This is a genomic window from Flavobacterium cryophilum, assembly GCF_048286555.1.
Classification (GTDB): domain Bacteria; phylum Bacteroidota; class Bacteroidia; order Flavobacteriales; family Flavobacteriaceae; genus Flavobacterium.
In genome coordinates, this window is the sequence record NZ_JBLVPZ010000011.1 from 1 (window position 1) to 22,242 (window position 22,242).

General features: G+C 33.4%; 21 protein-coding genes. 7 read left to right on the forward strand and 14 right to left on the reverse strand.

Annotated features, from left to right (window positions below; all coding sequences use genetic code 11):
• Window positions 1–415: 415 nt before the first annotated feature.
• From ACNQGJ_RS14215 to ACNQGJ_RS14250, 8 genes are all read right to left on the reverse strand, one after another.
• On the reverse strand, window positions 416–787 hold the full coding sequence (locus tag ACNQGJ_RS14215) for a group III truncated hemoglobin (protein ID WP_417974337.1): 372 nt from the start codon (window positions 785–787) through the stop codon (window positions 416–418).
• Between the two features lie 9 nt (window positions 788–796).
• On the reverse strand, window positions 797–1,090 hold the full coding sequence (locus ACNQGJ_RS14220; RefSeq protein ID WP_417974335.1) for a cupin domain-containing protein: 294 nt from the start codon (window positions 1,088–1,090) through the stop codon (window positions 797–799).
• Window positions 1,090–1,857: an ABC transporter permease subunit gene (locus ACNQGJ_RS14225; RefSeq protein ID WP_417974333.1), complete on the reverse strand. Its 768-nt coding sequence runs from the start codon at window positions 1,855–1,857 to the stop codon at window positions 1,090–1,092. The genes ACNQGJ_RS14220 and ACNQGJ_RS14225 overlap by 1 nt, the downstream gene beginning before the upstream one ends.
• Window positions 1,841–2,563, reverse strand: a complete 723-nt coding sequence (locus tag ACNQGJ_RS14230; RefSeq protein WP_417974331.1) for an ABC transporter ATP-binding protein — start codon at window positions 2,561–2,563, stop codon at window positions 1,841–1,843. The genes ACNQGJ_RS14225 and ACNQGJ_RS14230 overlap by 17 nt, the downstream gene beginning before the upstream one ends.
• Window positions 2,560–3,789 carry a nitrous oxide reductase family maturation protein NosD gene (locus tag ACNQGJ_RS14235; protein WP_417974329.1) on the reverse strand — a complete coding sequence of 410 codons (1,230 nt, stop codon included), beginning with the start codon at window positions 3,787–3,789 and terminating at the stop codon, window positions 2,560–2,562. The genes ACNQGJ_RS14230 and ACNQGJ_RS14235 overlap by 4 nt, the downstream gene beginning before the upstream one ends.
• A gap of 79 nt (window positions 3,790–3,868) precedes the next feature.
• The gene (locus ACNQGJ_RS14240; protein ID WP_417974327.1) at window positions 3,869–4,888 is read right to left on the reverse strand and encodes a nitrous oxide reductase accessory protein NosL; all 1,020 of its coding nucleotides are present in this window, start codon (window positions 4,886–4,888) and stop codon (window positions 3,869–3,871) included.
• 64 nt (window positions 4,889–4,952) lie between these two features.
• The gene (gene nosZ, locus ACNQGJ_RS14245; protein WP_417974325.1) at window positions 4,953–6,926 is read right to left on the reverse strand and encodes a Sec-dependent nitrous-oxide reductase; all 1,974 of its coding nucleotides are present in this window, start codon (window positions 6,924–6,926) and stop codon (window positions 4,953–4,955) included.
• Between the two features lie 15 nt (window positions 6,927–6,941).
• On the reverse strand, window positions 6,942–7,430 hold the full coding sequence (locus tag ACNQGJ_RS14250; protein WP_417974323.1) for a c-type cytochrome: 489 nt from the start codon (window positions 7,428–7,430) through the stop codon (window positions 6,942–6,944).
• A gap of 346 nt (window positions 7,431–7,776) precedes the next feature.
• Here ACNQGJ_RS14250 and ACNQGJ_RS14255 point away from each other — a divergent pair, with 346 nt between their 5' ends.
• The 3 genes from ACNQGJ_RS14255 to ACNQGJ_RS14265 all read left to right on the forward strand — a co-directional run bounded on the left by ACNQGJ_RS14255 (window position 7,777) and on the right by ACNQGJ_RS14265 (window position 11,396).
• Window positions 7,777–9,936, forward strand: a complete 2,160-nt coding sequence (locus ACNQGJ_RS14255; RefSeq protein WP_417974321.1) for a S9 family peptidase — start codon at window positions 7,777–7,779, stop codon at window positions 9,934–9,936.
• 352 nt (window positions 9,937–10,288) lie between these two features.
• A complete protein-coding gene (locus tag ACNQGJ_RS14260) occupies window positions 10,289–10,723 on the forward strand; it encodes a DUF6526 family protein (RefSeq protein ID WP_417974319.1) in 435 nt (144 codons plus the stop codon).
• 103 nt (window positions 10,724–10,826) lie between these two features.
• Window positions 10,827–11,396 (forward strand): pentapeptide repeat-containing protein, encoded by a 570-nt coding sequence (locus tag ACNQGJ_RS14265; protein ID WP_417974317.1) that lies wholly within the window; start codon window positions 10,827–10,829, stop codon window positions 11,394–11,396.
• Here ACNQGJ_RS14265 and ACNQGJ_RS14270 read toward each other — a convergent pair whose 3' ends face one another.
• The 6 genes from ACNQGJ_RS14270 to glyA all read right to left on the reverse strand — a co-directional run bounded on the left by ACNQGJ_RS14270 (window position 11,397) and on the right by glyA (window position 16,973).
• On the reverse strand, window positions 11,397–11,894 hold the full coding sequence (locus ACNQGJ_RS14270) for a GNAT family N-acetyltransferase (RefSeq protein ID WP_417974315.1): 498 nt from the start codon (window positions 11,892–11,894) through the stop codon (window positions 11,397–11,399).
• A gap of 28 nt (window positions 11,895–11,922) precedes the next feature.
• A complete protein-coding gene (locus ACNQGJ_RS14275; RefSeq protein WP_417974313.1) occupies window positions 11,923–13,719 on the reverse strand; it encodes an ATP-binding protein in 1,797 nt (598 codons plus the stop codon).
• Window positions 13,720–13,729: 10 nt separating this feature from the next.
• Window positions 13,730–14,182 carry a response regulator gene (locus ACNQGJ_RS14280; protein ID WP_233206883.1) on the reverse strand — a complete coding sequence of 151 codons (453 nt, stop codon included), beginning with the start codon at window positions 14,180–14,182 and terminating at the stop codon, window positions 13,730–13,732.
• Between the two features lie 28 nt (window positions 14,183–14,210).
• Window positions 14,211–14,771 carry a helix-turn-helix domain-containing protein gene (locus tag ACNQGJ_RS14285; RefSeq protein WP_417974310.1) on the reverse strand — a complete coding sequence of 187 codons (561 nt, stop codon included), beginning with the start codon at window positions 14,769–14,771 and terminating at the stop codon, window positions 14,211–14,213.
• Between the two features lie 195 nt (window positions 14,772–14,966).
• Window positions 14,967–15,560, reverse strand: a complete 594-nt coding sequence (locus tag ACNQGJ_RS14290; RefSeq protein ID WP_417974308.1) for a MiaE family protein — start codon at window positions 15,558–15,560, stop codon at window positions 14,967–14,969.
• A gap of 138 nt (window positions 15,561–15,698) precedes the next feature.
• Window positions 15,699–16,973 (reverse strand): serine hydroxymethyltransferase, encoded by a 1,275-nt coding sequence (glyA, locus tag ACNQGJ_RS14295; RefSeq protein ID WP_417974306.1) that lies wholly within the window; start codon window positions 16,971–16,973, stop codon window positions 15,699–15,701.
• Window positions 16,974–17,081: 108 nt separating this feature from the next.
• Here glyA and fahA point away from each other — a divergent pair, with 108 nt between their 5' ends.
• The 4 genes from fahA to ACNQGJ_RS14315 all read left to right on the forward strand — a co-directional run bounded on the left by fahA (window position 17,082) and on the right by ACNQGJ_RS14315 (window position 22,122).
• Complete coding sequence (fahA, locus tag ACNQGJ_RS14300; protein WP_417974304.1) at window positions 17,082–18,365, forward strand: fumarylacetoacetase; 1,284 nt, start codon at window positions 17,082–17,084, stop codon at window positions 18,363–18,365.
• A 144-nt stretch (window positions 18,366–18,509) separates the two neighbouring features.
• A complete protein-coding gene (locus ACNQGJ_RS14305) occupies window positions 18,510–19,694 on the forward strand; it encodes a hypothetical protein (RefSeq protein ID WP_417974302.1) in 1,185 nt (394 codons plus the stop codon).
• A gap of 475 nt (window positions 19,695–20,169) precedes the next feature.
• On the forward strand, window positions 20,170–20,787 hold the full coding sequence (locus tag ACNQGJ_RS14310; RefSeq protein ID WP_417974300.1) for a GNAT family N-acetyltransferase: 618 nt from the start codon (window positions 20,170–20,172) through the stop codon (window positions 20,785–20,787).
• Window positions 20,788–20,928: 141 nt separating this feature from the next.
• Window positions 20,929–22,122 (forward strand): argininosuccinate synthase, encoded by a 1,194-nt coding sequence (locus ACNQGJ_RS14315; protein WP_417974299.1) that lies wholly within the window; start codon window positions 20,929–20,931, stop codon window positions 22,120–22,122.
• Window positions 22,123–22,242 lie beyond the last annotated feature (120 nt).

Sequence of the window (22,242 nt, forward strand, 5' to 3'; positions counted from 1 at the left end):
TGAATACATTGAAATTTGGTACAACAGAAAAAGGAGACATTCTGCTTTGAATTATGCAACTATTGAAGAATTTAACAATCAAATTAATTACAAAAATGTAGCTTAACTTAATGTGCACTTTTTATTTGCATATCCACTTACCATAATTTGAATTCGCTTCCATAACGATCTTTTTTATGTATCGCTATTTCAGGACCGGACATTTCCTTTGAACCTTATCAAAGTTAGTCATGTAATTAGATTTCATAATCTTGAAAATTACAGGTTAACTCTCCTTCACTATCCATAAGATTATGTTTAGTAATATCCTCAATCATTTAATCTTTGAGTAATTTCGTTTTAAAGAACTCTAAAAAATAATTTCCTGTTTTTAGTTTTTTATCTTCTTGTAATGTTTATGTTGTTTTATGTATTTTCAATTTAATGTTTTATACATCATAGCAGTGGCAATATTTGCTGCTCTTTGTTTTATTTCCGATGCTTTTTCTCCAATAAATAATTCATCAACCGTTTCGTCGAACAAGCTATTCCAATGTTGAAAATGCGCTTTTGTCATTGTACTTTTTTGATGTAATTCCTTGTGTTTGGCCATAGGATTTCCGACAAAATTACCTGTCGAAAACATAATATTTTCCCAGAAATCATACATTTTTGGCAAATGTTTCTCCCAATTTACCTGAGCTACTTCTGTAAAAAAATACCCAATTTTGGCGTCAATTTTTATTTTATCATAAAAAGCATTTATGAGCTTTTCAATATCGGCTCTGTTTTCTATATCTGTTTTCATCTGGAGATTTTATCCTTTAAACAATAAACACAAACTGTCTTCAATAGCTTCAACCGAATGCAAAACTGCTACTGGAATATCTTTTTCATCATATAAAAAGAGTTTTTCTTGCTGATTCAATTCTTGATAAATCACTTTTCCTTTTATCACTACTAATTTAGCGGGAACATCTGTTTTATGCGCTGCTAACGTCATTCCTTTTTTGAAAGCAATAACCAATACTTTACTGCAAGTCGTATTCTGAACAACTTGCGCTACTGGATTAACAGCATTTTCCAGTTTTTGAAGAATATCTTTAAACATTATAAATCTTTGTTTTTAAATTTGATTAATGAAATGAAAAATGGAATAACAATCCACAAACACAACAGCGAAAAAGAAAGTAGCAATCCCAAAGAAGTCCCAAAAAAATCTTTGAAAATAGCTCCGGTATACCCCATCATTGCGGAAACATCCAAATGTAACAAAATTTGAATTCGGGCTAAATCTATTGGACTTAGTGCCGTAACGCCTATCATTGCTTTCTCGATTGGATAATCTGAAAATTGAAACAACAAATACAAAATTATTCCATCAAAAAGCAATGCAAAATACAACCAGCCCATTATGGCAATTCCTATTCCTTTTGCTTTGTCTCTAGTCAGTATCGAACTTAAAAATGCCAAAGCCACAAAGACTAAAGTAATGAGACAACCGATAATCAGCATCATAACTCCTATTGTATCTGGCGCATTAATTAAAAGCGGAATTCCTGCCCCAATAAAAAAGGCTAAAACCATTGACAAAGACAATCCCAAGAATAAACTAAGCCATATTTTCTTTCTTTTAATCGGCTGGCTCAACAAAAGTTCTATGAACTCGGAACTATTGTATAAATAAATGGTCGCAAAAAGGATCGAAACTAAAGGAACGGTAAATAAAATAATATTTAAAATTGTCAGTAATCCTTTGGCAGAATTATCTTCCAGGCCAAATGAACTCCAGGAAAGAATGGCTAAAATAATTGCGTATGCCAGTATAATCTTGTTTTTCAGAATGTCTAAAAAAATGATTTTAATGATTCGATTCATTGCTTTTGTTTTTTAGAATTTTAGCAATTGCTTTGGATATTTTTTGTTCGTTTGTGGATGCCAATAAATCAGCGATGGTTTGATGAAAATGTACCGTTCCATCTTGCATATAAATGATTTGGGTAATCAAATCATCCAGTTCGCTCAAAAGATGGGACGTAATCAAAATGAGTTTTCCCTTTTCTTTTTCTTTTATAATTTTATCTTTCAATATTTCGGAAGCTAATGGATCTAATCCAGCTGTAGGCTCGTCTAAGATTAACACCTCAGGATTAAATAAGAAAGCCAACGTAGCACTTACTTTTTGCGTTGTTCCACCCGAAAGTGTCCGCATTTGTTTGTTCAGTATTTTTTCGAGTTCAAATGCTTGGACTAAATCTTCATCTAAAACTTGAACCGAATTTCGAATTTTTTTAATCATTTCAATGATTTGCCCCACTGTCATATAATCCGGATAACGGCCTATTTGCGGCATGTATCCTATTTGTTCCCGATATTTAAATTGTTGTAAAATTGATTTTTCATTGAATAAAATATCTCCTTTCGAAGGAATTACCATTCCCAAAATACTTTTTATCAAAGTTGTTTTTCCACAGCCGTTTGGACCAATTAAAGCAATGCATTCTCCTTTGCGAAAGGAAAGATTAATGTCATTTAAAACCTCTAATTTTCCGAATTTTTTATATATATTTTTTATTTCAATCATAATGGTAAAGAGTGCATTAATGGCGAATTGTCTATGAAATTATCTGGAGTTATACTGGGCAACACTTTCTCGGATTTATCCAAAAGCGTTATCATGAAACTCCGGAACAACAACATCGCCGAAGGGTTATATTCAACCAAAACCGCGAATAAACTCAGCGGATGATACGGCACATCGCCAACTCCATTTTTGTCTAAATCATATCCTTCGTATTTATCCCAATAATTGGTGTCGAACGTATTTAAAACTAAACTTCCGTTAGTTCCCATATCAAAAGTATTCCCTATAAAATTATTATTCACGATTTCATTGTCTACGCAACTGGCTAGGATTTTCATCGCCCAACCGTTGGCTTCAAATACATTTTTTTCAATTCGTATTCGATTGGTTCCTTCCATGTGAATTCCAGACGTGTTTTTAGAAAATTTATTTCCAATAATATGGCTGTCTGTGATTTCCTTGAGGAACAATCCATATGCACCATCGCCCCAATTTTCTTCGAAATAGTTATTGAACATCTTAACATTTTTGGTAAACATCACCGCAACTCCAGCGCCGTTTTTCTTAAAAATGTTAGTAATGTAAGAATCGTTATGAGAGAACATAAAATGCAAGCCATAACGGATATTGTTGGTCGAAATATTTCTCCAGATGATCGAATTGGTAACAAATTCAAAATAAATCCCATCCCGATGACCGGTAATCGTGTTGGCAATAATTTGGAGATTCTCACTTTTCCAACAATGAATTCCATTGCCTATTTGCTGTTCTTCTATGCCATACGCTGCAATGGTGTTGTTTTTTAACAGGCAGTTTTTACCATTTTGGATGTAAATTCCAAAGAAGTTATCATCTAGAATATTGTTCTGAATAATAACGTTATTTTTGTTGTACACTTTAATCGCACACGGATCTTCCAGTGTAGCATAACCTGATTTTATCACTTTAAAACCTTGTACAACTACGCTATCCGCTTTAATAGAAAGTACTTCGTATTTTTTTTGACCATCTAAAATTGGATATCCCTTACCCAGAAAAACAATTCTTTTATCGATGATAATATTGCCTTCGCGATAAACTCCTTTATGAACTAAAACGGTGTCGCCTGGTTTAGCCAGACTAAGGGCTCTTTTTATTGATTTTATAGGTTTATTAGCGCCTACTTCAATCAGATGCGCATGAAGGAATGAAGAAAAAAAAAGGAATATGTAGAGAATATTTTTCATTATTTTTAAATAGAAAACCATCTGAATCTAATTTATAAACACAATGTGTAATTTCTAAATGATTCAAAAAACGACTGGTTTATTTTGTAAGTACAGTTTCCCAAGTAATGGGTTTTGCGTTTAATTTTATTCCAAATTCCGTTGCTTCATTTTCAGAAGAAAAAGCGATAATTGAGCCTCTCATAGGACTCTGAATAGTGCCTCCGGAACGAAAAAAAGCGGTTTTGGCAGGAATTAAAACATTGTCTTGCGTGTAATCATTCACATAATAGACGGCTACTTTTGTACTGGAATTTTCTTTTCCATAATTAACCATACACATGATATCATCAAATTTATAGATACGACCTTTTTCAGTAATCGTTTCTGCCCCATATTTCCCGCTGGCTATAGTCATTTTACAGAAATCGCAGTCATCCACATTTAATTTTATGGGATCAGCTTTGGTAGAATTCGAACAGGACATAAAAAATAAAGACAAAAACAGTATTAGAACTGTTGCTGTTTGATGCTTTTTAAATTTTTGTAATAGATTAGATTCTTTGACTACAATTACAAACAATAAAAATCCTGAAATAATTAACATCCATCCTCCAATATCCGGAATAGAATAAGCGCCGAAATTCAGGAGTTGCTTGTATCCTATTAATGGCGGCTGATAAGACATGCCCGGTACTCTGATTGCCGCATTCGGATCCAGATTATGTCCGTATTCATAGTTCCAGCGGTAAAAATCTACTCCTGCTAATATTCCAAAAAGAATAAATGAAATGAATAACGCATAAAGTGCTTTTTTCTTAGCAATTATTGCAACTATTAAAGAACAAAATGCGAAAAAACCAATGATATAAGGCAATATGGTAAACTCGACAAAATCCTCTTTATGCAAGGTCTTCATTCCAATGTAATGGTTCAATCCATTAATAATCTCGACATCCCCAGCGATTTTATTAGCATGCAACTGCAATACTAAACCCTCAGGATATTGAGGAGCTGACAATTCAATTCTCCACATGGGAACAAAAACAGATGACACTAATAGCACCATCACCAACAAAAGCATCACTTTTGAAAGCGTTGAAATTTTTGAATTATTCATGATTTTTTGATTAAAAAAGGGAACAAACTAAATAATTTGTTCCCTCGTGAATTTGAAGTAATTCTTATTTAGCTGGCATATTGGTTCCTAAGCTAGAGACTAGGGGAACACTACTTCCTGCAGGAGAAACTCTCAGATATCCTGACATTTCCTGGTGTAGTGCACTGCAAAAATCAGTACAGTAGAAAGGAAAAATACCTACTTTTTTTGGTATCCATTTTAAAGTGGCTGTTTCACCGGGCATGATTAATAACTCGGCATTATCAGCACCTTTTATAGCAAAACCATGTGGCACATCCCAATCTTGCTCTAAATTAGTGACATGGAAATACACCTCATCACCTAATTTTACCCCTTCAATATTATCAGAAGCAAAGTGAGATCGTATAGAGGTCATATATACATGAATTTTTTTGCCTTCTCTGACTACTTTAGTTTCTTTTTCCCCTTTGGAAACATATGGGTGATTGTTTTCTTCAATTTTATAAAATTTCAACTGACCATTGTTTCTGATTAAATCAGCTGGCGCAGATTGTGCGTAATGTGCTTCACCAATAGTTGGATAATCCAGCAGAAGCTTCATTTTATCGCCACTAATGTCAAATAACTGGGCAGCTTGCGCTAATTCCGGGCCTGTTGGCAAGTATCTGTCCTTGGTTATTTTATTGTAAACTACCATGTATTTACCATATGGTTTTTTACTGTCTCCACCAGGAATAGAAAGGTGTCCAGGAGAATAATAAACAGGTACTCTGTCTAAAATTTTCAATGATTTAATATTCCATTTCACCACTTCTGAAGATACAAAGAAAGTCGTATATGCATTTCCTTTTCCATCAAACTCAGTATGTAAGGGTCCTAATCCCGGTTTTTTAACTTCTCCGTACAAAGCTGCCTCATATTTGATAACCGGAATACCTTCATAATCGCCATCAAATTGTTTTTTGGCAATAGCATTTTTCATTTTGTCAAAACTAAAGACAGGAATTAAAGCAGCTAGTTTTCCTGAACCTACTATGTATTCACCTGTTGGATCCACATCACATCCATGAGGTGATTTTGGACAAGGAATCATATAACAAATATCTTTTAACATTTTAGAATCCAATACTAATACTTCAGTTCTCATTTCAGATTTTGCTGTATGTGTTTTTTCATCCCATGTATTATGAACATATTTAGCCTTTATTTTTTTACCTTTTCCCGCTTTGATATATTCTTCGGCTTTTTTCCAGTTTACTGCCATTATAAAATCTTTGTCATTCTTTGAGGCATTCACTTCCAGCAAAGTATTGGCTTGTTCTGAATTATAGCAAGAGAAGAAGAACCAACCGTGAGATTTGCCTTTACCAGCATGACTTAAATCCCAGTTCAAACCAGGAGTTTCAATTTGGAAAGCAATATCCATCTGACCTTCCTTACCTACTTTTACAAAACTCAAATATCCTTTAAAATTTTCTTTGTAGGTGTTAATAGGCACATCCCCGTTAGCATTATCAGTAGGAACGCTAAATCGGGTTCCAGCTACTACATATTCTGTGTTTTCAGTAATGAACGGAGAAGAGTGATTTCCAGCACTATTTGGTAATTCAAGTATTTCAACTGTTTTGAACGTTTTTAAATCAACACGGGCAATTCTGGGAGTATTATTGGCATTGGCAAAAATCCAACGACCATCTACCTCACCATTAGTTTGAGACATATCTAGATGATGCTGATCGTCCCAAGGCACATAACCATGAGAGGTATTCAACATTGGTTTTGTTTCTTCGCTGTATCCATACCCACTTTGAGGATCTTGAGAAAATATTGGAACTACTCTCAATAATCGTGCACTTGGTAAACCATAAACGCTCATTTGTCCGCTAAAACCTCCTGAAACGAAATTATAGAATTCGTCATATTTTCCTGGAGCTACATAGACTTTTTGAGCTGCATCTCCACTTACAGCATCGCCTGTATCTTTAGGTCTGCAAGAACCAAAAAATGCACTTACCAAGACTATTGAAAGACTTGTTTTTATAAAAATATTGTTCATTTTATTTGGGTTAAATTATTTTACGCCGTCATTTTTACGCATAAACTCGAGTATATTTCTTGCGTCAATATCTGTCAAAGATTGATTTGGCATACGAACCAAACAAAGTTCCAATTGTGCTTGAAGTTTTGGATCTTTATCAATCATTGGGTCTGGATTAGTGATAAAATTCATAATCCATTCTGGTTTATTTCTCTCAGTAACTCCTTTCCATCCTGGACCTACTAATTTTTCATCAGTTAATTTATGACAAGAAGAACATTTAACAGATTGAATTTTTTCTCCTTCGGCTGCCATTGCCTGATCCAATTTATCGCCTAAATCAACTGATGTATGTTTTCCCAGACCTCTGTTTGGGTCATACGTGGATGGATCACTTGAAGTTGTCGCGGATTCCTCAGTAGGCGCGGCACTGTCTTTCGAAAAATCATCGTTGGTTTTGGTTTTATCACCACATGAAGTTAACATTACGAATGCAACTACAAAAAAAGTTAATTTGTACATATAAATTGTTTTAAATTTGTTTAACAAATGTGCGATTAGATCAGGGAATTAATTATGACTATAATCATACTTAACTATTTATTTTTCTTTTTAAAATTAATTAGTGCAGTAAAATTCGGGTTCTGTAACGTTTGTAAATAAATCTGATTGATTCATTAAATTTATAATTAGCGCTATTCTCCGTACCAATAAATACTGGGAAGGAAATTATACAAATCACAGGCTTTTAATATTTCACTACAGAAGAATATAATATGTGGTCAATCAAATCCATAAATAAAAAGTATATTGGCCTCAATAAAATAATAACTGGTAACAAACAATCCCCTCAACTACAACCATAACCATGAGAAAATTTTCAATCCTGCTACTGTTTTTAATACAAATACAATCTACAGTCGCTCAAAATGGAACAGAACCTATTACTATTACAGACATGTTGAAAATCAAAACTGTTGGTAATGTAACCTTGACACACGATGGAAAAAGAGCCGCTTTTACAGTGACTGCCATTGAAGCTGATGAAAATAATAGATTAGATTACAAGTATCGCACCCAAATTTTTACTACCGCTACCTTGAACAATTCTGTACCCGTACAACTTACAACAACTACAGATGGTGCTACTCGACCGGCATGGAGTCCCGACGGTAAACAAATTGCTTTCATCCGTTCTGTAGCGGACAAAATGCAAATTTTTATATTGTCGATGGAGGGTGGAGAACCCATACAATTGACAAAACATAAGTACGGTGCTGCCAATCCAAAGTGGTCGCCAGACGGTAAAAGCATACTTTTTTCATCAAGCATCCCACTACGAGAGTTCCTTCAAGACTCTGTTTTAAACAAATTAAATACAGTTCCTACATGGAACATAGAAAAACCTGGTTTTAGTAAAAATGAAGACTTATTACCAAATAAAGAGAAACCAAATCCTAATGGAAGTTTATCAGAGATAAGAGCTTATTTAGATAAAAATGCAACAGACAAAAAAGCAATTGTCTTGAACAAATTAAACTTTCAAAGTGAATCAAATGTTTCTTCAGAAATGAATTTCAATCACTTCTTTGAAATAAATGTTTCTAATGGTACAGAACCTCGTTTAATTACTAAAGGATTTTATAGTTTTAGTACTGCTGATTATACACCAAACGGGAAACAAATACTTTTATCTGGAGATGTCGACAGCACTGAAAATCCTGATCGGTCATTAGAAAGTGAGATTTTTATGGTGGATACCAATGGCGAAAATTTTAAGATGATTCTAGGCGAAAACGGGAAAAGATACAGTGGCGCCACGATATCTCCATCAGGGAAATGGCTGGCTTTCTTGTCCAGTACTACTTCTTTTATTAGTGTTCCTTCCTTGTCCATAATGCCTATGAATGGTACCGAAAAAGATATTGTAACAATCCCTTTTGATCGAAATAAATCGAATCTTATATGGAGTAAAGATGACAAATACCTGTATTTCACCTCTCAAATGAACGGTGGCAATGTACTGCACAGAATGGACCGATTAACAAAAAAAATAGATGCTTTATCCAGCGCTGATGCTGGTATTTCTAGTTTCGACATTGCAGATAATACGATTGTATATTCTAAAACTCAGGTGACAAATCCTTCTGAACTATATTTTGCTGATGCCAATTTTAAAAAGGAAAAAAAAGTAAGTAATTTTAATGAATGGGTTACAAATAAAAAAATATCCATTCCTGAAAAGAAAACATTCATCAATGATTTAGGAATGACTGTAGAATATTGGGTAATGAAACCATCCAATTACAAACCAGATGAAAAACACCCGTTATTGTTAGAAATTCATGGCGGCCCAGCGGCAATGTGGGGTCCTGGTGAAGAAAGTATGTGGCACGAGTACCAATATTTTTGTAGTAAAGGATACGGCATCGTTTATAGTAATCCAAGAGGTTCGGGCGGATATGGTTTGGAATTTTTAAGAGGCAATATCAATGATTGGGGCAAAGGACCTGCAAGTGATGTACTGACAGCGTTAGACAAAACCGTTGAAGAAGGTTGGGTAGACAGCTCCAAGTTACTTATTACAGGAGGGTCCTATGCTGGCTACCTGACCGCTTGGATCATAAGTCATGACAATCGTTTCAAAGCGGCTTGCGCGCAACGAGGTGTATATGATCTTAATACCTTTTTTGGAGAAGGAAACGCATGGCGATTAGTGCCAAATTATTTCGGAGGGTATCCATGGGAACCAAAAGTGAAAGAAATTCTCACTCGTGAATCACCCATAACTTATGTTCAAAACATCACAACACCGTTCATTATTTTTCATGGTGGCAACGATCGCCGAACCGGTTTTATCCAGGCAGAAATGATGTTTCGTAGTCTAAAAGTTTTAGATCGCCTAGTCGAATTTGTAGTACATCCGGGTGCAACTCATGAAATTACTCGAAATGGTGACAATCGCCAACGTATGGATCAAATGCTGCGAACTTATGAGTTTTTTGAAAGATCGATTGAAAAAAAATAAAAGCAACTGATGCTTATACGTGCATCTGTTGGAATTTAAATCTTAAATTTATAAAAAGCCCTGTACATTATAAAATTACAGGGCTTTTTTTTGCGTTCGAAAGAAAGGTAATACTGGTTTTTCATTTTTATTTCTGATGTCGTATTCGATTGTAAATCTTCTGCGTTTTCAATGAAGACATCTAGTAATAATTTAATGCAACCAAAATTAAATTTCGTGTAATTCAATTATTGTTTTTTTCGTGTTCACCATTCCTAAACTGAAATAATTTTGATTATTCTTATAATTAAAAAACATGCTCTCGTCAAAACAAGTTGTTTTGACTATCTTTAAAGAACTTTAATATTCAATCATGGAAAAACAATCATATAAAAATCATATCCGGTACTACCCACCTCATCATTTTGTATATTACCCGATAATAATGACATTGCTAGCTTTCAGCGTGTATTTTAGTTGCACTTCCGAAGACAAATTGATATGGACTTTTATTAGTGGAATCTTTGTCGTTCTTTTTTGCTTAGCCTTTATGTTGCGCCAACATTACGCGTTGACTTTGCAAAACCGAATAGTTCGGCTAGAGCTTCGGTACCGCTACTTTTCTATAACAGGAAAACGATTGGAGGATTTTGAATACCAATTAAATGATGACCAATTGTTTGCCTTGCGATTTGCACCAGATGAACAGCTTCCTACTCTTGTGGAACGAGCGTTCGATGAAGCGCTTTCAGGAACAGCAATTAAAAAAGCCATTAAGAATTGGAAAGCAGATTACGACCGAGTTTAATATTTTAAGAATATTTTTCTCGAATTCTGAATTGTTTAGCTACGGAATTTTGTTTCTTTGTTGTGCAAAAAAATTGTCTTAACCTTGAATTTAAAGCCTATAAATGCCCGAATATTTTCTAGATAATGAATACAAAAACCTCATTTATAACGAAGAAGAAGTCAATTTTAAGGAATTTGAGTGCTGCACATTTACCAATTGTAATTTCTCCCAATGTATATTTCTGGCAGTAACTTTTATTGACTGTACTTTTACTGATTGTACTTTTAGTAACGCCAAAATAAATTATGTAGCCTTTAGAACTGTGACTTTCAATCGTTGTGAAATCAAAGACGTCAATTTTTCCATGTGCGATAAATTAATTTTTGAGATTGCTTTTAATAATTGTATTTTGGATTTTTCCAAATTTTATACCTTAAAACTTAAAGGGACTTCATTCACTAATTGTAGTATTATTGCAGTTGATTTTATGAGCACTGATTTAACCGAAGTTCTTTTTGATAATTGCGATTTATACCGTTCTGAATTTGCAAAAGCAATTGCCAATAAAGCCAATTTCAGAACGAGCTATAACTATACAATTGATCCAAAAACAACAAAATTAAAAAAAGCGGTCTTCGCTTTAAAAGGATTAAAAGGATTGCTTTACAAGCATGAAATTATAGTGCAGTAGTTACAGCTTTTTTTCCATTTTGTAGTCTTCCATCAAGTACCCGTTGCCAATCTCAATATTTTCTTCGACAATGATTTCGAAACCTAATTTTTGATAGAAAGCTACTGCTTTATTTAAGCGATTTACGTTTAAGGAAAGTGATGTGGACTTATTTTCTTTGGCTAATTTTTGTATCGAATCTATTAATAATGTACCCATTCCTTTTCCTTGCGCTTCTGGCAAAATATAAATTTTATGAATTCGGGTTACAGCTGCATTCTTGTAATTATGTTCGATCGCAATAAATGCTAAAACTGAAGTGTTCTCATAAGCCACATAAAACAATTGCTCTTTTTTCTGAATTTGTTTAATTAAAGATTCATCTGAATAAATCAAATCCATCATATACTCTAATTGCTCTTTAGACAAAATTTCATGATATGTTATCGGCCAAGTTTTATTAGCAACATCTTGAATTGTACTTATATCTGCTATTGAAGCTTCTTTTAATGAAATCATTGTACTGTATTTACGTAAATTATTACAATTAAAGCAAATCTCCTTTTGGAAAAAAAACATAAAATTTAGCTCCAACATTTGGTTTTGCTTTTACTTTTATAAATCCTTTGTGATTCTCTACAATTCTACTACAAATCGCCAGCCCAAGTCCAGTTCCTGCATATTTAGGGTCGGTTTCTAAGCGCTTGAACAACAGAAATACTTTATCTGAATACTCTTGTTTAAAACCAATTCCGTTATCAGAAATAACAATTTTATAGTAATCCTGTTTACTAGCAATTTTATAATCCTGCATTTCTTTATCGGTGATTTTTTTAGCACTAATACTGATTTCGGGAGCAATATTTTCTTTACTATATTTAAGAGAATTAATAATTAAATTGATAAATAGCTGTTTAATCTGAAAAGGTATCCCTTTAATTACAGGTAAATTTCCAATTGTAATGTTGGCTTTTTTATCATCAATAGTAGAAGACAAATCTTGAAGTATTTCCTCTAGGACTGTGTTTAAATTAGTTGCTACAAAAACTTTGTCGCCTTTTATTGTTCTGGAATAATTCACTAAATCAATTAATAGTGTCTGCATTCTATTCGCCGTTACACGAATTTTAGAAAAATATTCTTTTCCTTGTATTGTAAGCAAATTCAATTCTTTTTCTTCTAATCTGGAAATAAACATTTGAATCTTGCGAAGCGGTTCCTGCAAATCGTGACTTACAATATTATTAAAAGCCTCAAGTTCTGTATTGATATATTTAAGTTCTTTATTGTTCGCTTCTAATTCAAGGGTTTTCTTATATTGATTTGTAATATCATAATTCACGCCTATTTTTATCAAATCTCCATTCCCATTCTTTGTAAAACTTCCAACGCCCATAATGTATTTAACATCCCCTGTTGGAGTCAAAAATCGAAATATCATAGAAGTAGATTGATGATTTATTAACGAATCAGTGTGTACTTTAGTCACATATGCTAAATCATCCGGATGAATATAAGGTATTACATTTACAACATTAGGTTCGAAGGAATTGGGACTGACTCCCATTAACCGAAAAAGATTATCCGAAAAAGTGTATTTATTCGTCCCTACATTGACCATCCAATGTCCAAAACCTGCTGTCATTTCAGCAGTATTGTAGGATTCATTCACTAATTTTAATTGGTCATTCGCCTTTTTAAGTTCTTCAATATCAACATTCATTTTTTGGAACGAAAGCAACAATATTAAAAGAGACAGAATCACTAATAAAAAAGCGGTAATGATTGAATCTTGCAATTCAAATTGATGATTGTTATTTTCAAATTCCGTTTTTGTACTTTCAGAGAATATTATTTTAGTGACGAAGGATTTCATCTTTTCAGTAATATGGCTGCTTTCAAGTAACATTTCGTTTAATGCTGCCGGGCTAGAATATTTACTTTTTGCTAGAAGTAATGTTTTCCTGAATAGTTTAAATCTAAGATCAATAAGTTTTTTTAACTGGTCTACATCTTTACCTCTGGCGGTATTATTTACGGTTAACAACTTTAGCTTTGTAACGCTTTCTTCAATTTTACCTCTACTTAAAAATCGGTCTTGCAGGTAGGTGTCTTCTTTTGTAATGATATAACTTCGCAGGCTCGTTTCGTAATTGCTGATTACGGCCAAAAGTTTTTCTAATTCGAGTTGTGTTTGATTTGAATTTGCAATTAATTCAACCGTTGAATCAAGCTTTTTCATTTGAGAATAAAACATCGAGGCTATATAGCAAACAACGACAATTGCAATCGCTAAAGCTATTTTAAAAACTTGTGAATTTTTATACAGTCCAAGAATTTTCATTTATTCCTTATTATATGCTAAAGAAAAAAGTTTCAATATTTAAACCTGAGGTATGAAATTGCCAATTCATATTTACTACCTCCTTGATTACTTTTTTTAGTTTAGAAAAATCATTGGGTTTTTTAATGTAGATATTTGCGCCTTCAATAAAAGTATCTTCAATATCTTTTTCAGAGGAAGAGGTCGAATATATTGCAATCGAAACATCTTTAAAACGAGTGTTTGATCTAATCTCTTTCAGGCAGTCAATTCCTGTTTTTCCTGGCATATTTAAATCTAGAAATAAAACATGAGGTAACTTAATTTCAGGATGTACTAAATAATCCATTAGATCATTACCATCTTTAAATAAAGTCAACTTATTGTTCATTTTAAGCTCCTGTATAGCTTCACTAAAAAAAGTGCGATCATCTTCGTCATCGTCAGCTAAAAGAATGTGCATTGAATCTTGGTGTGTAATCATAAAATATAGGGTGTTTTTATACTTTTATTTAATCGTTATTAGATAACTCTCTTTTTTTACCTACGATTCGTTTAAACGTTGAAGGTGTTAATCCGGTTACTTTTTTAAACTGAGTTGATAAATAAGCAACACTACTATAGTTTAATTCATGAGAAATTTCGGTTAACGTGAGTTTCTCCTCTATTATCAGTTTTTTGGCTCTTTCAATTTTTTGAATAATAATAAAATTCTCGATAGATGTAAATGTATATTCCGAAAAAACATTAGTAATATACCCGTATCTATAGTTTAGTTTATCCGATAGATATTGAGAAATTGTAATGTTTGGAAACTTCTCTTTTTCATAGACAATCTCAATTATCGCGTCTTTTATTTTTTGAATTAGTTGTCCTTTTGGATTATTAATAATTTGAATGCCATACTTTGATAAACTAACTTGAAGTTCTGATAAAACATCGTCAGGAACATTATCTCCAATTTCAATTTGTCCTAAATCCAACAGTTGATATTTAATATCGAATTTTTCTAATTGATCTTGCAATATTGCCTTGCAAGCAATATTTCCATCATAATTAAAATTGAGTTTCATATCAATAAACAAGTATTAGAGTTAAAATTAATTATAAATGTAAATCAAAAAAAATTAATGTGGTAACAAATAATTTAATTTATGAACAAAACAGTATTTTTTTTGGATCCATCAAATATAAATAACTAATTATTATGGCTCTTAAATGTTTTGTTTTTTGCTGATACTTAGCCCCTAAAGTATCCTTAGTAAAAATCAGCCATGAATTGTTTCATTTTTACCGTAATTTGTTATGATATTTTCTTCAAATTTAAGCCATTCTCTCCAGCGCATTTCAACGTCAATTCCTACACCATATTTCCTTGCATAGGTAATAAAAGTAGTGTAATGCCCTGCTTCACTCTCCATCAAATCTCTATAAAATACAGATAATTCTTCATCTTGAATATTTTCCGAAAGCACTTTGAAACGCTCACAACTTCTGGCCTCAATCATTGCTGAAAATAACAACCGTTCCACTAAACTGGACACTCTGCCTCCGTTACTGCTTTTTTTCATGTTTAAATACAATTCGTTCACGTAGTCATCTTTGCGTTCTCTCCCCAATTTTAAGCCGCGTTTAATAATGATATTGTGAACTTGCTCAAAATGATCAATTTCTTCTTTGGCCAAAGCCAACAAGTCCTTCACTAAATCTTGATGCTCTGAATTGTTCGTGATAATGGTAATGGCATTTGTAGCTGCTTTTTGTTCACACCAAGCGTGATCTGTCAAGATTTCCTCAATGTTTTTTTCTACAATATTAACCCATCTCGGGTCAGTTGGTAATTTTAATCTCAGTACTGACATAATTTTAATCTTAAAGTTAGAAAGTCGAATGTCATAAAGCTAAAAGAAAAGTCATAAAATCAATAATCAAAAAAGATAGAATTTATAATTCCACTTCAAGACATTCGACTTTATGACTTTAAAAACTTTAAGACTTATTTAATATACGAAAATAGCTCTTTCGCTCATCATTTCATTTACTTCATTTGCTACGGCCTCGATAACATCCTCGTTCGTATGGTCCATTAAAACTCTGTCAATTAAAGCTACAATAGTTTCCATATCTTCTTCAACTAGACCACGAGTGGTAATAGCCGGAGTTCCTACCCGAATTCCTGAAGTTACAAATGGTGATTTATCGTCAAATGGAACCATGTTTTTATTTACGGTAATTTCTGCTTTTACCAACGCATTTTCAGCATCTTTTCCAGAAATGTTTTTGTTTCTCAAATCAATCAGCATCATGTGATTATCCGTTCCACCAGAAATAATTTCATAGCCTCTTTTTACAAAAGCATCAGCCATCGCATTAGCATTTTTTTGTAATTGTAACGCATAGGTAAAAAATTCATCTTTCAAAGCTTCACCAAAAGCTACTGCTTTAGCAGCAATAATATGCATTAACGGACCCCCTTGATTTCCGGGAAAAACAGCCAAGTCCAATAAAGACGACATCATTCTAATTTCTCCTTTTGGAGTCGTTAAACCAAACGGATTTTCAAAATCTTTACCCATCAAAATTAAACCCCCACGAGGACCACGTAACGTTTTGTGCGTTGTAGTAGTAACAATGTGACAATGAGGCAATGGATCATTCATTAATCCTTTAGCGATAAGTCCGGCAGGATGAGAAATATCAGCCAATAAAATAGCACCTACACTATCCGCAATAACTCTGAAGCGTTCAAAATCCATATCACGAGAGTAAGCCGAAGCTCCTGCAATGATTAATTTTGGTTGTTCTTTTATAGCTATCTCTTGAATTTTATCATAATTTAACCTTCCTGTTTCTTTCTCTACACCATAAAATGAAGGTGTATATAAACGTCCTGAAAAATTAACTGGTGAACCATGGGTTAAGTGTCCTCCATGTGACAAATCAAAACCTAAAATTTTATCGCCTGGTTTGATACAAGCGTGGTAAACTGCGGTATTAGCTTGTGAGCCAGAGTGCGGCTGTACATTTGCATAAGCAGCGCCAAATAATTCTTTGGCTCTGTCAATAGCAATTTGTTCAACAACATCAACAACTTCACAACCGCCATAATATCTTTTGCCAGGATATCCTTCTGCATATTTATTGGTTAAAACAGAACCGGCTGCTTCCATTACTTCGTCACTTACGAAGTTTTCCGAAGCGATAAGTTCTAATCCGTGAATTTGTCTTTCTTGTTCTTCTAGAATAAGGTCAAAAATTTGTTCGTCGCGTTGCATTTTTTTGATTTTCGTTAATTTGATGCAAAAATACAAAAAAACGTTTGGTTAATAGTTAGATTATAATATATTTGATGAGTAATTTTTTAACAAAATAATTAACAAAATATGCCAATAACAGCGAACGATACCAATAGAAAATCCTGGCTAGAAGTACCTATCAATAGTGATTTCCCTATTCAAAATATTCCTTTCGGAGTTTTTCTTACCAAAGAAAATATAGTAACCGTAGGAACAAGAATTGGTGATTTCGCAATTGATTTGGGAGCTTTACAACAATTAAATTATTTTGAAGGCATTGAACTGACCGATGATATGTTCATACAGGACACTTTGAATGATTTTATTTCGGATGGCAAAAAAACATGGCGATTGGTACGAAACCGGATTGCCGATATTTTTGATGTGAAAAATTCGAAATTACAGGATAATACTAAAGACAGAGATATCATAATTTTCAACATGGAAGATGTAGAAATGCAATTGCCGGTGCTTATTGGCGATTACACTGACTTCTACTCCAGTAAAGAGCATGCTACAAATGTAGGAAAAATGTTTCGTGACGCCGAAAATGCATTATTACCAAACTGGCTGCATATTCCTGTGGGGTACCACGGGAGAAGCTCTACCATAGTTCCATCAGGAATCCCGGTTCACAGACCAATGGGACAAATGCTACCAAATGGAGAAACGACACCGGTTTTTGGACCTTCTCGTTTGGTCGATTTTGAACTTGAAACTGCGTTTATTACTACGGATGTCAACATAATGGGCGAAAACATTCCTATAAATGAAGCCGAAGATTATATTTTCGGAATGGTTTTGCTGAATGACTGGAGTGCCCGCGACATTCAAAAATGGGAATATGTGCCTTTAGGACCATTCTTAGCAAAAAACTTTGCTACTTCAATTTCACCATGGATTGTTACGATGGATGCTTTGGAACCTTTTAGAACCAAAGGACCACAACAAGAACCTACTCCTCTTCCCTATTTACAACAAAAAGGAAAACACTCTTTCGACATCAATTTAGAAGTGGCAATTCAACCTGAAAAGGCGCAACCAACTGTCGTTTCACAGTCGAATTTTAAATATTTATATTGGTCAATGTGCCAACAATTAGCACATCACACTTCAAATGGCTGTCGTGTAAATTCTGGTGATATGATGGGCTCCGGAACTATTTCAGGTCCAACAGAAGATAGTTTTGGTTCCATGTTAGAATTGACTTGGGGCGGTAAAAACCCAATAAAAATGAGTGACGGGACAGAGCGTAAATTCATCAATGATAACGACACCGTAATCATGAAAGGTTTTTGCCAAAATGGTCAGCTTCGAATTGGTTTTGGTGAAGTTTCCAGTAAGTTGCTTCCTCCGTTCGTGAGAAAATAAAAAATTAAAAAGATACTTTTCAAAGCCTAACATTTATACTATTTTTGTTAGGTTTTTTTTTGGAATTGATTTAAAAAAACAGCTAATCTGCTTTAAAAACAGCAGAAATTGTTTCAAGAAATCATATACTTAACAGTCGCTTTTATGAAAAAAATTACTCTTTTATTATCCTTGTTTTTTCTTGTTTTCGCTTGTGGAGTGAAACAAACCCAAAATTTACTAGGCTCTGGGAATTATGATCAGGCAATTGACAATGCTGTTTTAAATTTACGAACCAATAAAGATAAAAAAGGCAAGCAAGACTATGTTTACTTGCTTGAAGAGGCTTTCGCCAAGGCAAAAGATCGTGATTTGAATGCTTTAACTTTGCTTGCGAAAGATGCCAATCCTGCTCAATTGGAAAAAATATATAACACTTATTTACATTTGAATTCCCGTCAGGAAAAAATCAAACCGGTACTTCCTTTGAAATTAATTAACGAAGGTAGAAATGCAATTTTCCCATTTGACAATTATAACGATAAAATCATTGAGAGTAAAAATGCCTTATCAGCTTATTTGTATACCAATGCAAAAAAATTAATAGGAACTCGAGATAAAATGAATTATCGAAAAGCGTATGATGATATGGACTATTTAAACCAGATAAATCCAGATTATAAAAACGTTGTACAGCTTATGGACGATGCAAAATATAGAGGTTCTGATTACGTTTGGGTTTACACCCAAAACGAAACTAATACTATAATTCCTGCTCGTCTTCAAAATGACTTATTAGATTTTAGCACTTATGGATTGAACGACAAATGGACTATTTATCACAGTAATAAACAAAAAGAGATCGACTATGATTATGGAATGATAATCAATTTTAGACATATTTATATTTCGCCTGAGCAAATAAAAGAACGAGAGTTTGTAAAAGAACGCGTTATAAAAGATGGTGTCAAAAAATTAATTGATGCCAATGGTAAAGAAGTTCTGGACGAAAAAGGAAAAGTGGTGACCGTGGATAATATGAGAAATGCAACGGTACAAATTTATGAATTCAGACAGTTTAAATCCTGTCAGATTACAGCTAAAGTTGATTACATCACTATTGCTAACAATCAGTTATTACAATCATTTCCTATTACAAGTGAATTTATTTTCGAAAATATTTATGCTACTTTTAAAGGAGATCGAGGTGCGTCTGATGAGAATTATTTCTCATATTTTGATAAAAGAGCGGTAGCTTTTCCTACCAATGAAGAGATTGTTCATGATACCGGAGAAGATTTAAAGACGAAAATAAAAGATATTATCAGCAGAAACAGTTTTAGAAATTAATCAATATCAAAGCTATAGATTTCAGTAAAATCCCTGATTATTAAATAGATCGGGAAATTTTTTAATTAAAAAAAAAAACAACAATACTTCAATATTTTGTTACAAAACACAAAAGCAGTGTTGTGTTTTAAAAATAAGTGTACTTTTGTACCAATGAATAAATCAAGTTTACATATAACTTCTTTGTCGCGGACAAACAGACTTACCACTTCTCCCGAAGTACGGATGCTATCACTATAGTACCCAAGAGCTGTTTCGTATTTTTATTCATTTTTCATTTTCTCTGTTTTGAAATTACCATTATTTTTCATTGGATTAATAAATCCAAATTCCAATACTCAGTTATTACTATGCCAGTGTAGTTCAATTTATTGCACGACCATTAATTGTTTTAATATAGTATTTGAATTTGCCAAAAATGTGTTTCAAAAACAAATACAAAAATCATTTTATAACTCAAAATTCAGCTTTTGAAATGAATATTTCTATCATTATAACTCAGGAAGAACATTATAAGTATTCGCAAGAAATATGCGATACAATAGAATTATCCGCACTATTAAGAGGTACGGGAATTGCTAAAAGAACTCCTGATTACATCCAGAAAAAAATGGAGAATAAGGATGCCATTATCGCATTAGACAATGGGAAATTTGCCGGTTTTTGCTATATTGAAAGTTGGCAACATGGTAAATTTGTAGCACATTCTGGTTTGATTGTTCATCCTGATTACAGAAATTTAGGTTTGGCTAAAAAAATCAAATCAAAGGTTTTTGATTACTCCTTAGAGAAATATCCGGAGGCTAAAGTATTTGGAATCACAACTGGTTTAGCTGTAATGAAAATCAATTCCGATCTGGGATACAAACCTGTACCGTTTTCAGAATTGACCAGCGATCCAAGTTTTTGGAAAGGATGTCAAACCTGTACCAATTATGAAATCCTAAAAAGTAAAGACAATAAAATGTGTTTGTGTACCGGAATGCTTTATGATCCAAAAGAAAAACTTAAAGACCCGCCCAAACATCCATTTAACGTTAGAGTATTAAACCGCTTGAAATCAATTAAAGAAGCATTGTTCTTAAAAAAATAATCCCCTCCCCAGCCCTCCCCAAAGGGGAGGGAGCCAAAGAGAAAAATAAAAAATAAAATAATCATAACAAAAAATTCCCCTTTGCCAATTTCGGCTCCCCCTCCTTCGGAGGGGGCTGGGGGGAGGAAAAAAACAATAATTATGAAAAAAGTTGTACTAGCTTATAGTGGAGGATTAGATACCTCCTATTGCCTAAAATATTTAAAAAACGAAAAAGGATATGAAGTTCATACCGTTCTTATAAATACAGGCGGATTTGATGAAACGGAGCTAGCCGCTATTGAAGAAAGAGCCTACGAATTAGGAAGTGCACAACATACAAATCTTACCATCGTCGATAAATATTATGACAAAGCCATTAAATATTTGATTTATGGAAATGTATTAAAAAACAATACGTACCCATTATCCGTAAGTGCTGAGCGTGTTTTTCAAGCTATCGAAGCGATTAAATATGCAAAATCAGTTGGTGCCGAAGCAATCGCTCACGGAAGTACTGGTGCAGGAAATGACCAAATTCGTTTTGATTTAATTTTTCAAACCATTGCTCCCGAAATTGAAATCATCACTCCTATTAGAGATTTAAAATTATCAAGACAGGAAGAAGTTGATTATTTATCTAAAAATGGAGTTCATTATTCTTGGGAAAAAGCACAATATTCTATCAATAAAGGATTATGGGGAACAAGCGTAGGCGGTAAAGAAACATTGACGTCCAATCAAACTTTACCAAATGAAGCATATCCTTCGCAATTGCAAAAAACCGGAGAAGAGAAAGTGACTCTACAATTTGAAAAAGGACAATTAGTAGGCATCAATGGTACATTAAACACACCCACAAAAAATATCGTTGCCTTAGAAAAATTAGCCAGCGTATATGCGATAGGCAGAGACACGCACGTGGGCGACACCATTATCGGAATTAAAGGAAGAGTTGGTTTTGAAGCCGCCGCACCTTTAATCATTATCAAAGCACACCATTTATTAGAGAAACATACGCTGGGGAAATGGCAACAATACTGGAAAGAACAACTGGGAAACTGGTACGGAATGTTGTTTCATGAAGGACAATTCTTGGATCCTGTAATGAGAAACATCGAAGCTTTTCTGGAAGATACCCAAGCCACTGTAAACGGAACCGTTATCGTTTCTTTAAAACCATATCATTTTACATTGGACGGAATTGAATCTGAAAATGATTTGATGAATACCACTTTTGGTCAATACGGGGAAATGAACAACGCTTGGACATCTGACGATGCCAAAGGATTTATCAAAATTCTTGGGAATGCCCAAAACATATTTTCATCTGTAAATCATCAGAATTATGATTAATTGAAATTCTGAATTAATCAATAAATATAAAATTTAACCACATAGAAACATAGAAAAAAGAACTACATAGACCAATTCTTGGTTACACAAAGCTACATTTTACTCCAATAAAGTGAAACG

Coding starts and splice junctions, on each gene's coding strand:
- ACNQGJ_RS14240 (WP_417974327.1), bottom strand. CDS start 4,888: ATGAATAATTCAAAAATTTCAACGCTTTCAAAAGTGATGCTTTTGTTG.
- ACNQGJ_RS14290 (WP_417974308.1), bottom strand. CDS start 15,560: ATGTCAGTACTGAGATTAAAATTACCAACTGACCCGAGATGGGTTAAT.
- ACNQGJ_RS14235 (WP_417974329.1), bottom strand. CDS start 3,789: ATGAAAAATATTCTCTACATATTCCTTTTTTTTTCTTCATTCCTTCAT.
- fahA (WP_417974304.1), top strand. CDS start 17,082: ATGCCAATAACAGCGAACGATACCAATAGAAAATCCTGGCTAGAAGTA.
- ACNQGJ_RS14270 (WP_417974315.1), bottom strand. CDS start 11,894: ATGATTTCATTAAAAGAAGCTTCAATAGCAGATATAAGTACAATTCAA.
- ACNQGJ_RS14275 (WP_417974313.1), bottom strand. CDS start 13,719: ATGAAAATTCTTGGACTGTATAAAAATTCACAAGTTTTTAAAATAGCT.
- nosZ (WP_417974325.1), bottom strand. CDS start 6,926: ATGAACAATATTTTTATAAAAACAAGTCTTTCAATAGTCTTGGTAAGT.
- ACNQGJ_RS14215 (WP_417974337.1), bottom strand. CDS start 787: ATGAAAACAGATATAGAAAACAGAGCCGATATTGAAAAGCTCATAAAT.
- ACNQGJ_RS14225 (WP_417974333.1), bottom strand. CDS start 1,857: ATGAATCGAATCATTAAAATCATTTTTTTAGACATTCTGAAAAACAAG.
- ACNQGJ_RS14260 (WP_417974319.1), top strand. CDS start 10,289: ATGGAAAAACAATCATATAAAAATCATATCCGGTACTACCCACCTCAT.
- ACNQGJ_RS14230 (WP_417974331.1), bottom strand. CDS start 2,563: ATGATTGAAATAAAAAATATATATAAAAAATTCGGAAAATTAGAGGTT.
- glyA (WP_417974306.1), bottom strand. CDS start 16,973: ATGCAACGCGACGAACAAATTTTTGACCTTATTCTAGAAGAACAAGAA.
- ACNQGJ_RS14315 (WP_417974299.1), top strand. CDS start 20,929: ATGAAAAAAGTTGTACTAGCTTATAGTGGAGGATTAGATACCTCCTAT.
- ACNQGJ_RS14285 (WP_417974310.1), bottom strand. CDS start 14,771: ATGAAACTCAATTTTAATTATGATGGAAATATTGCTTGCAAGGCAATA.
- ACNQGJ_RS14280 (WP_233206883.1), bottom strand. CDS start 14,182: ATGATTACACACCAAGATTCAATGCACATTCTTTTAGCTGACGATGAC.
- ACNQGJ_RS14250 (WP_417974323.1), bottom strand. CDS start 7,430: ATGTACAAATTAACTTTTTTTGTAGTTGCATTCGTAATGTTAACTTCA.
- ACNQGJ_RS14220 (WP_417974335.1), bottom strand. CDS start 1,090: ATGTTTAAAGATATTCTTCAAAAACTGGAAAATGCTGTTAATCCAGTA.
- ACNQGJ_RS14305 (WP_417974302.1), top strand. CDS start 18,510: ATGAAAAAAATTACTCTTTTATTATCCTTGTTTTTTCTTGTTTTCGCT.
- ACNQGJ_RS14265 (WP_417974317.1), top strand. CDS start 10,827: ATGCCCGAATATTTTCTAGATAATGAATACAAAAACCTCATTTATAAC.
- ACNQGJ_RS14255 (WP_417974321.1), top strand. CDS start 7,777: ATGAGAAAATTTTCAATCCTGCTACTGTTTTTAATACAAATACAATCT.
- ACNQGJ_RS14310 (WP_417974300.1), top strand. CDS start 20,170: ATGAATATTTCTATCATTATAACTCAGGAAGAACATTATAAGTATTCG.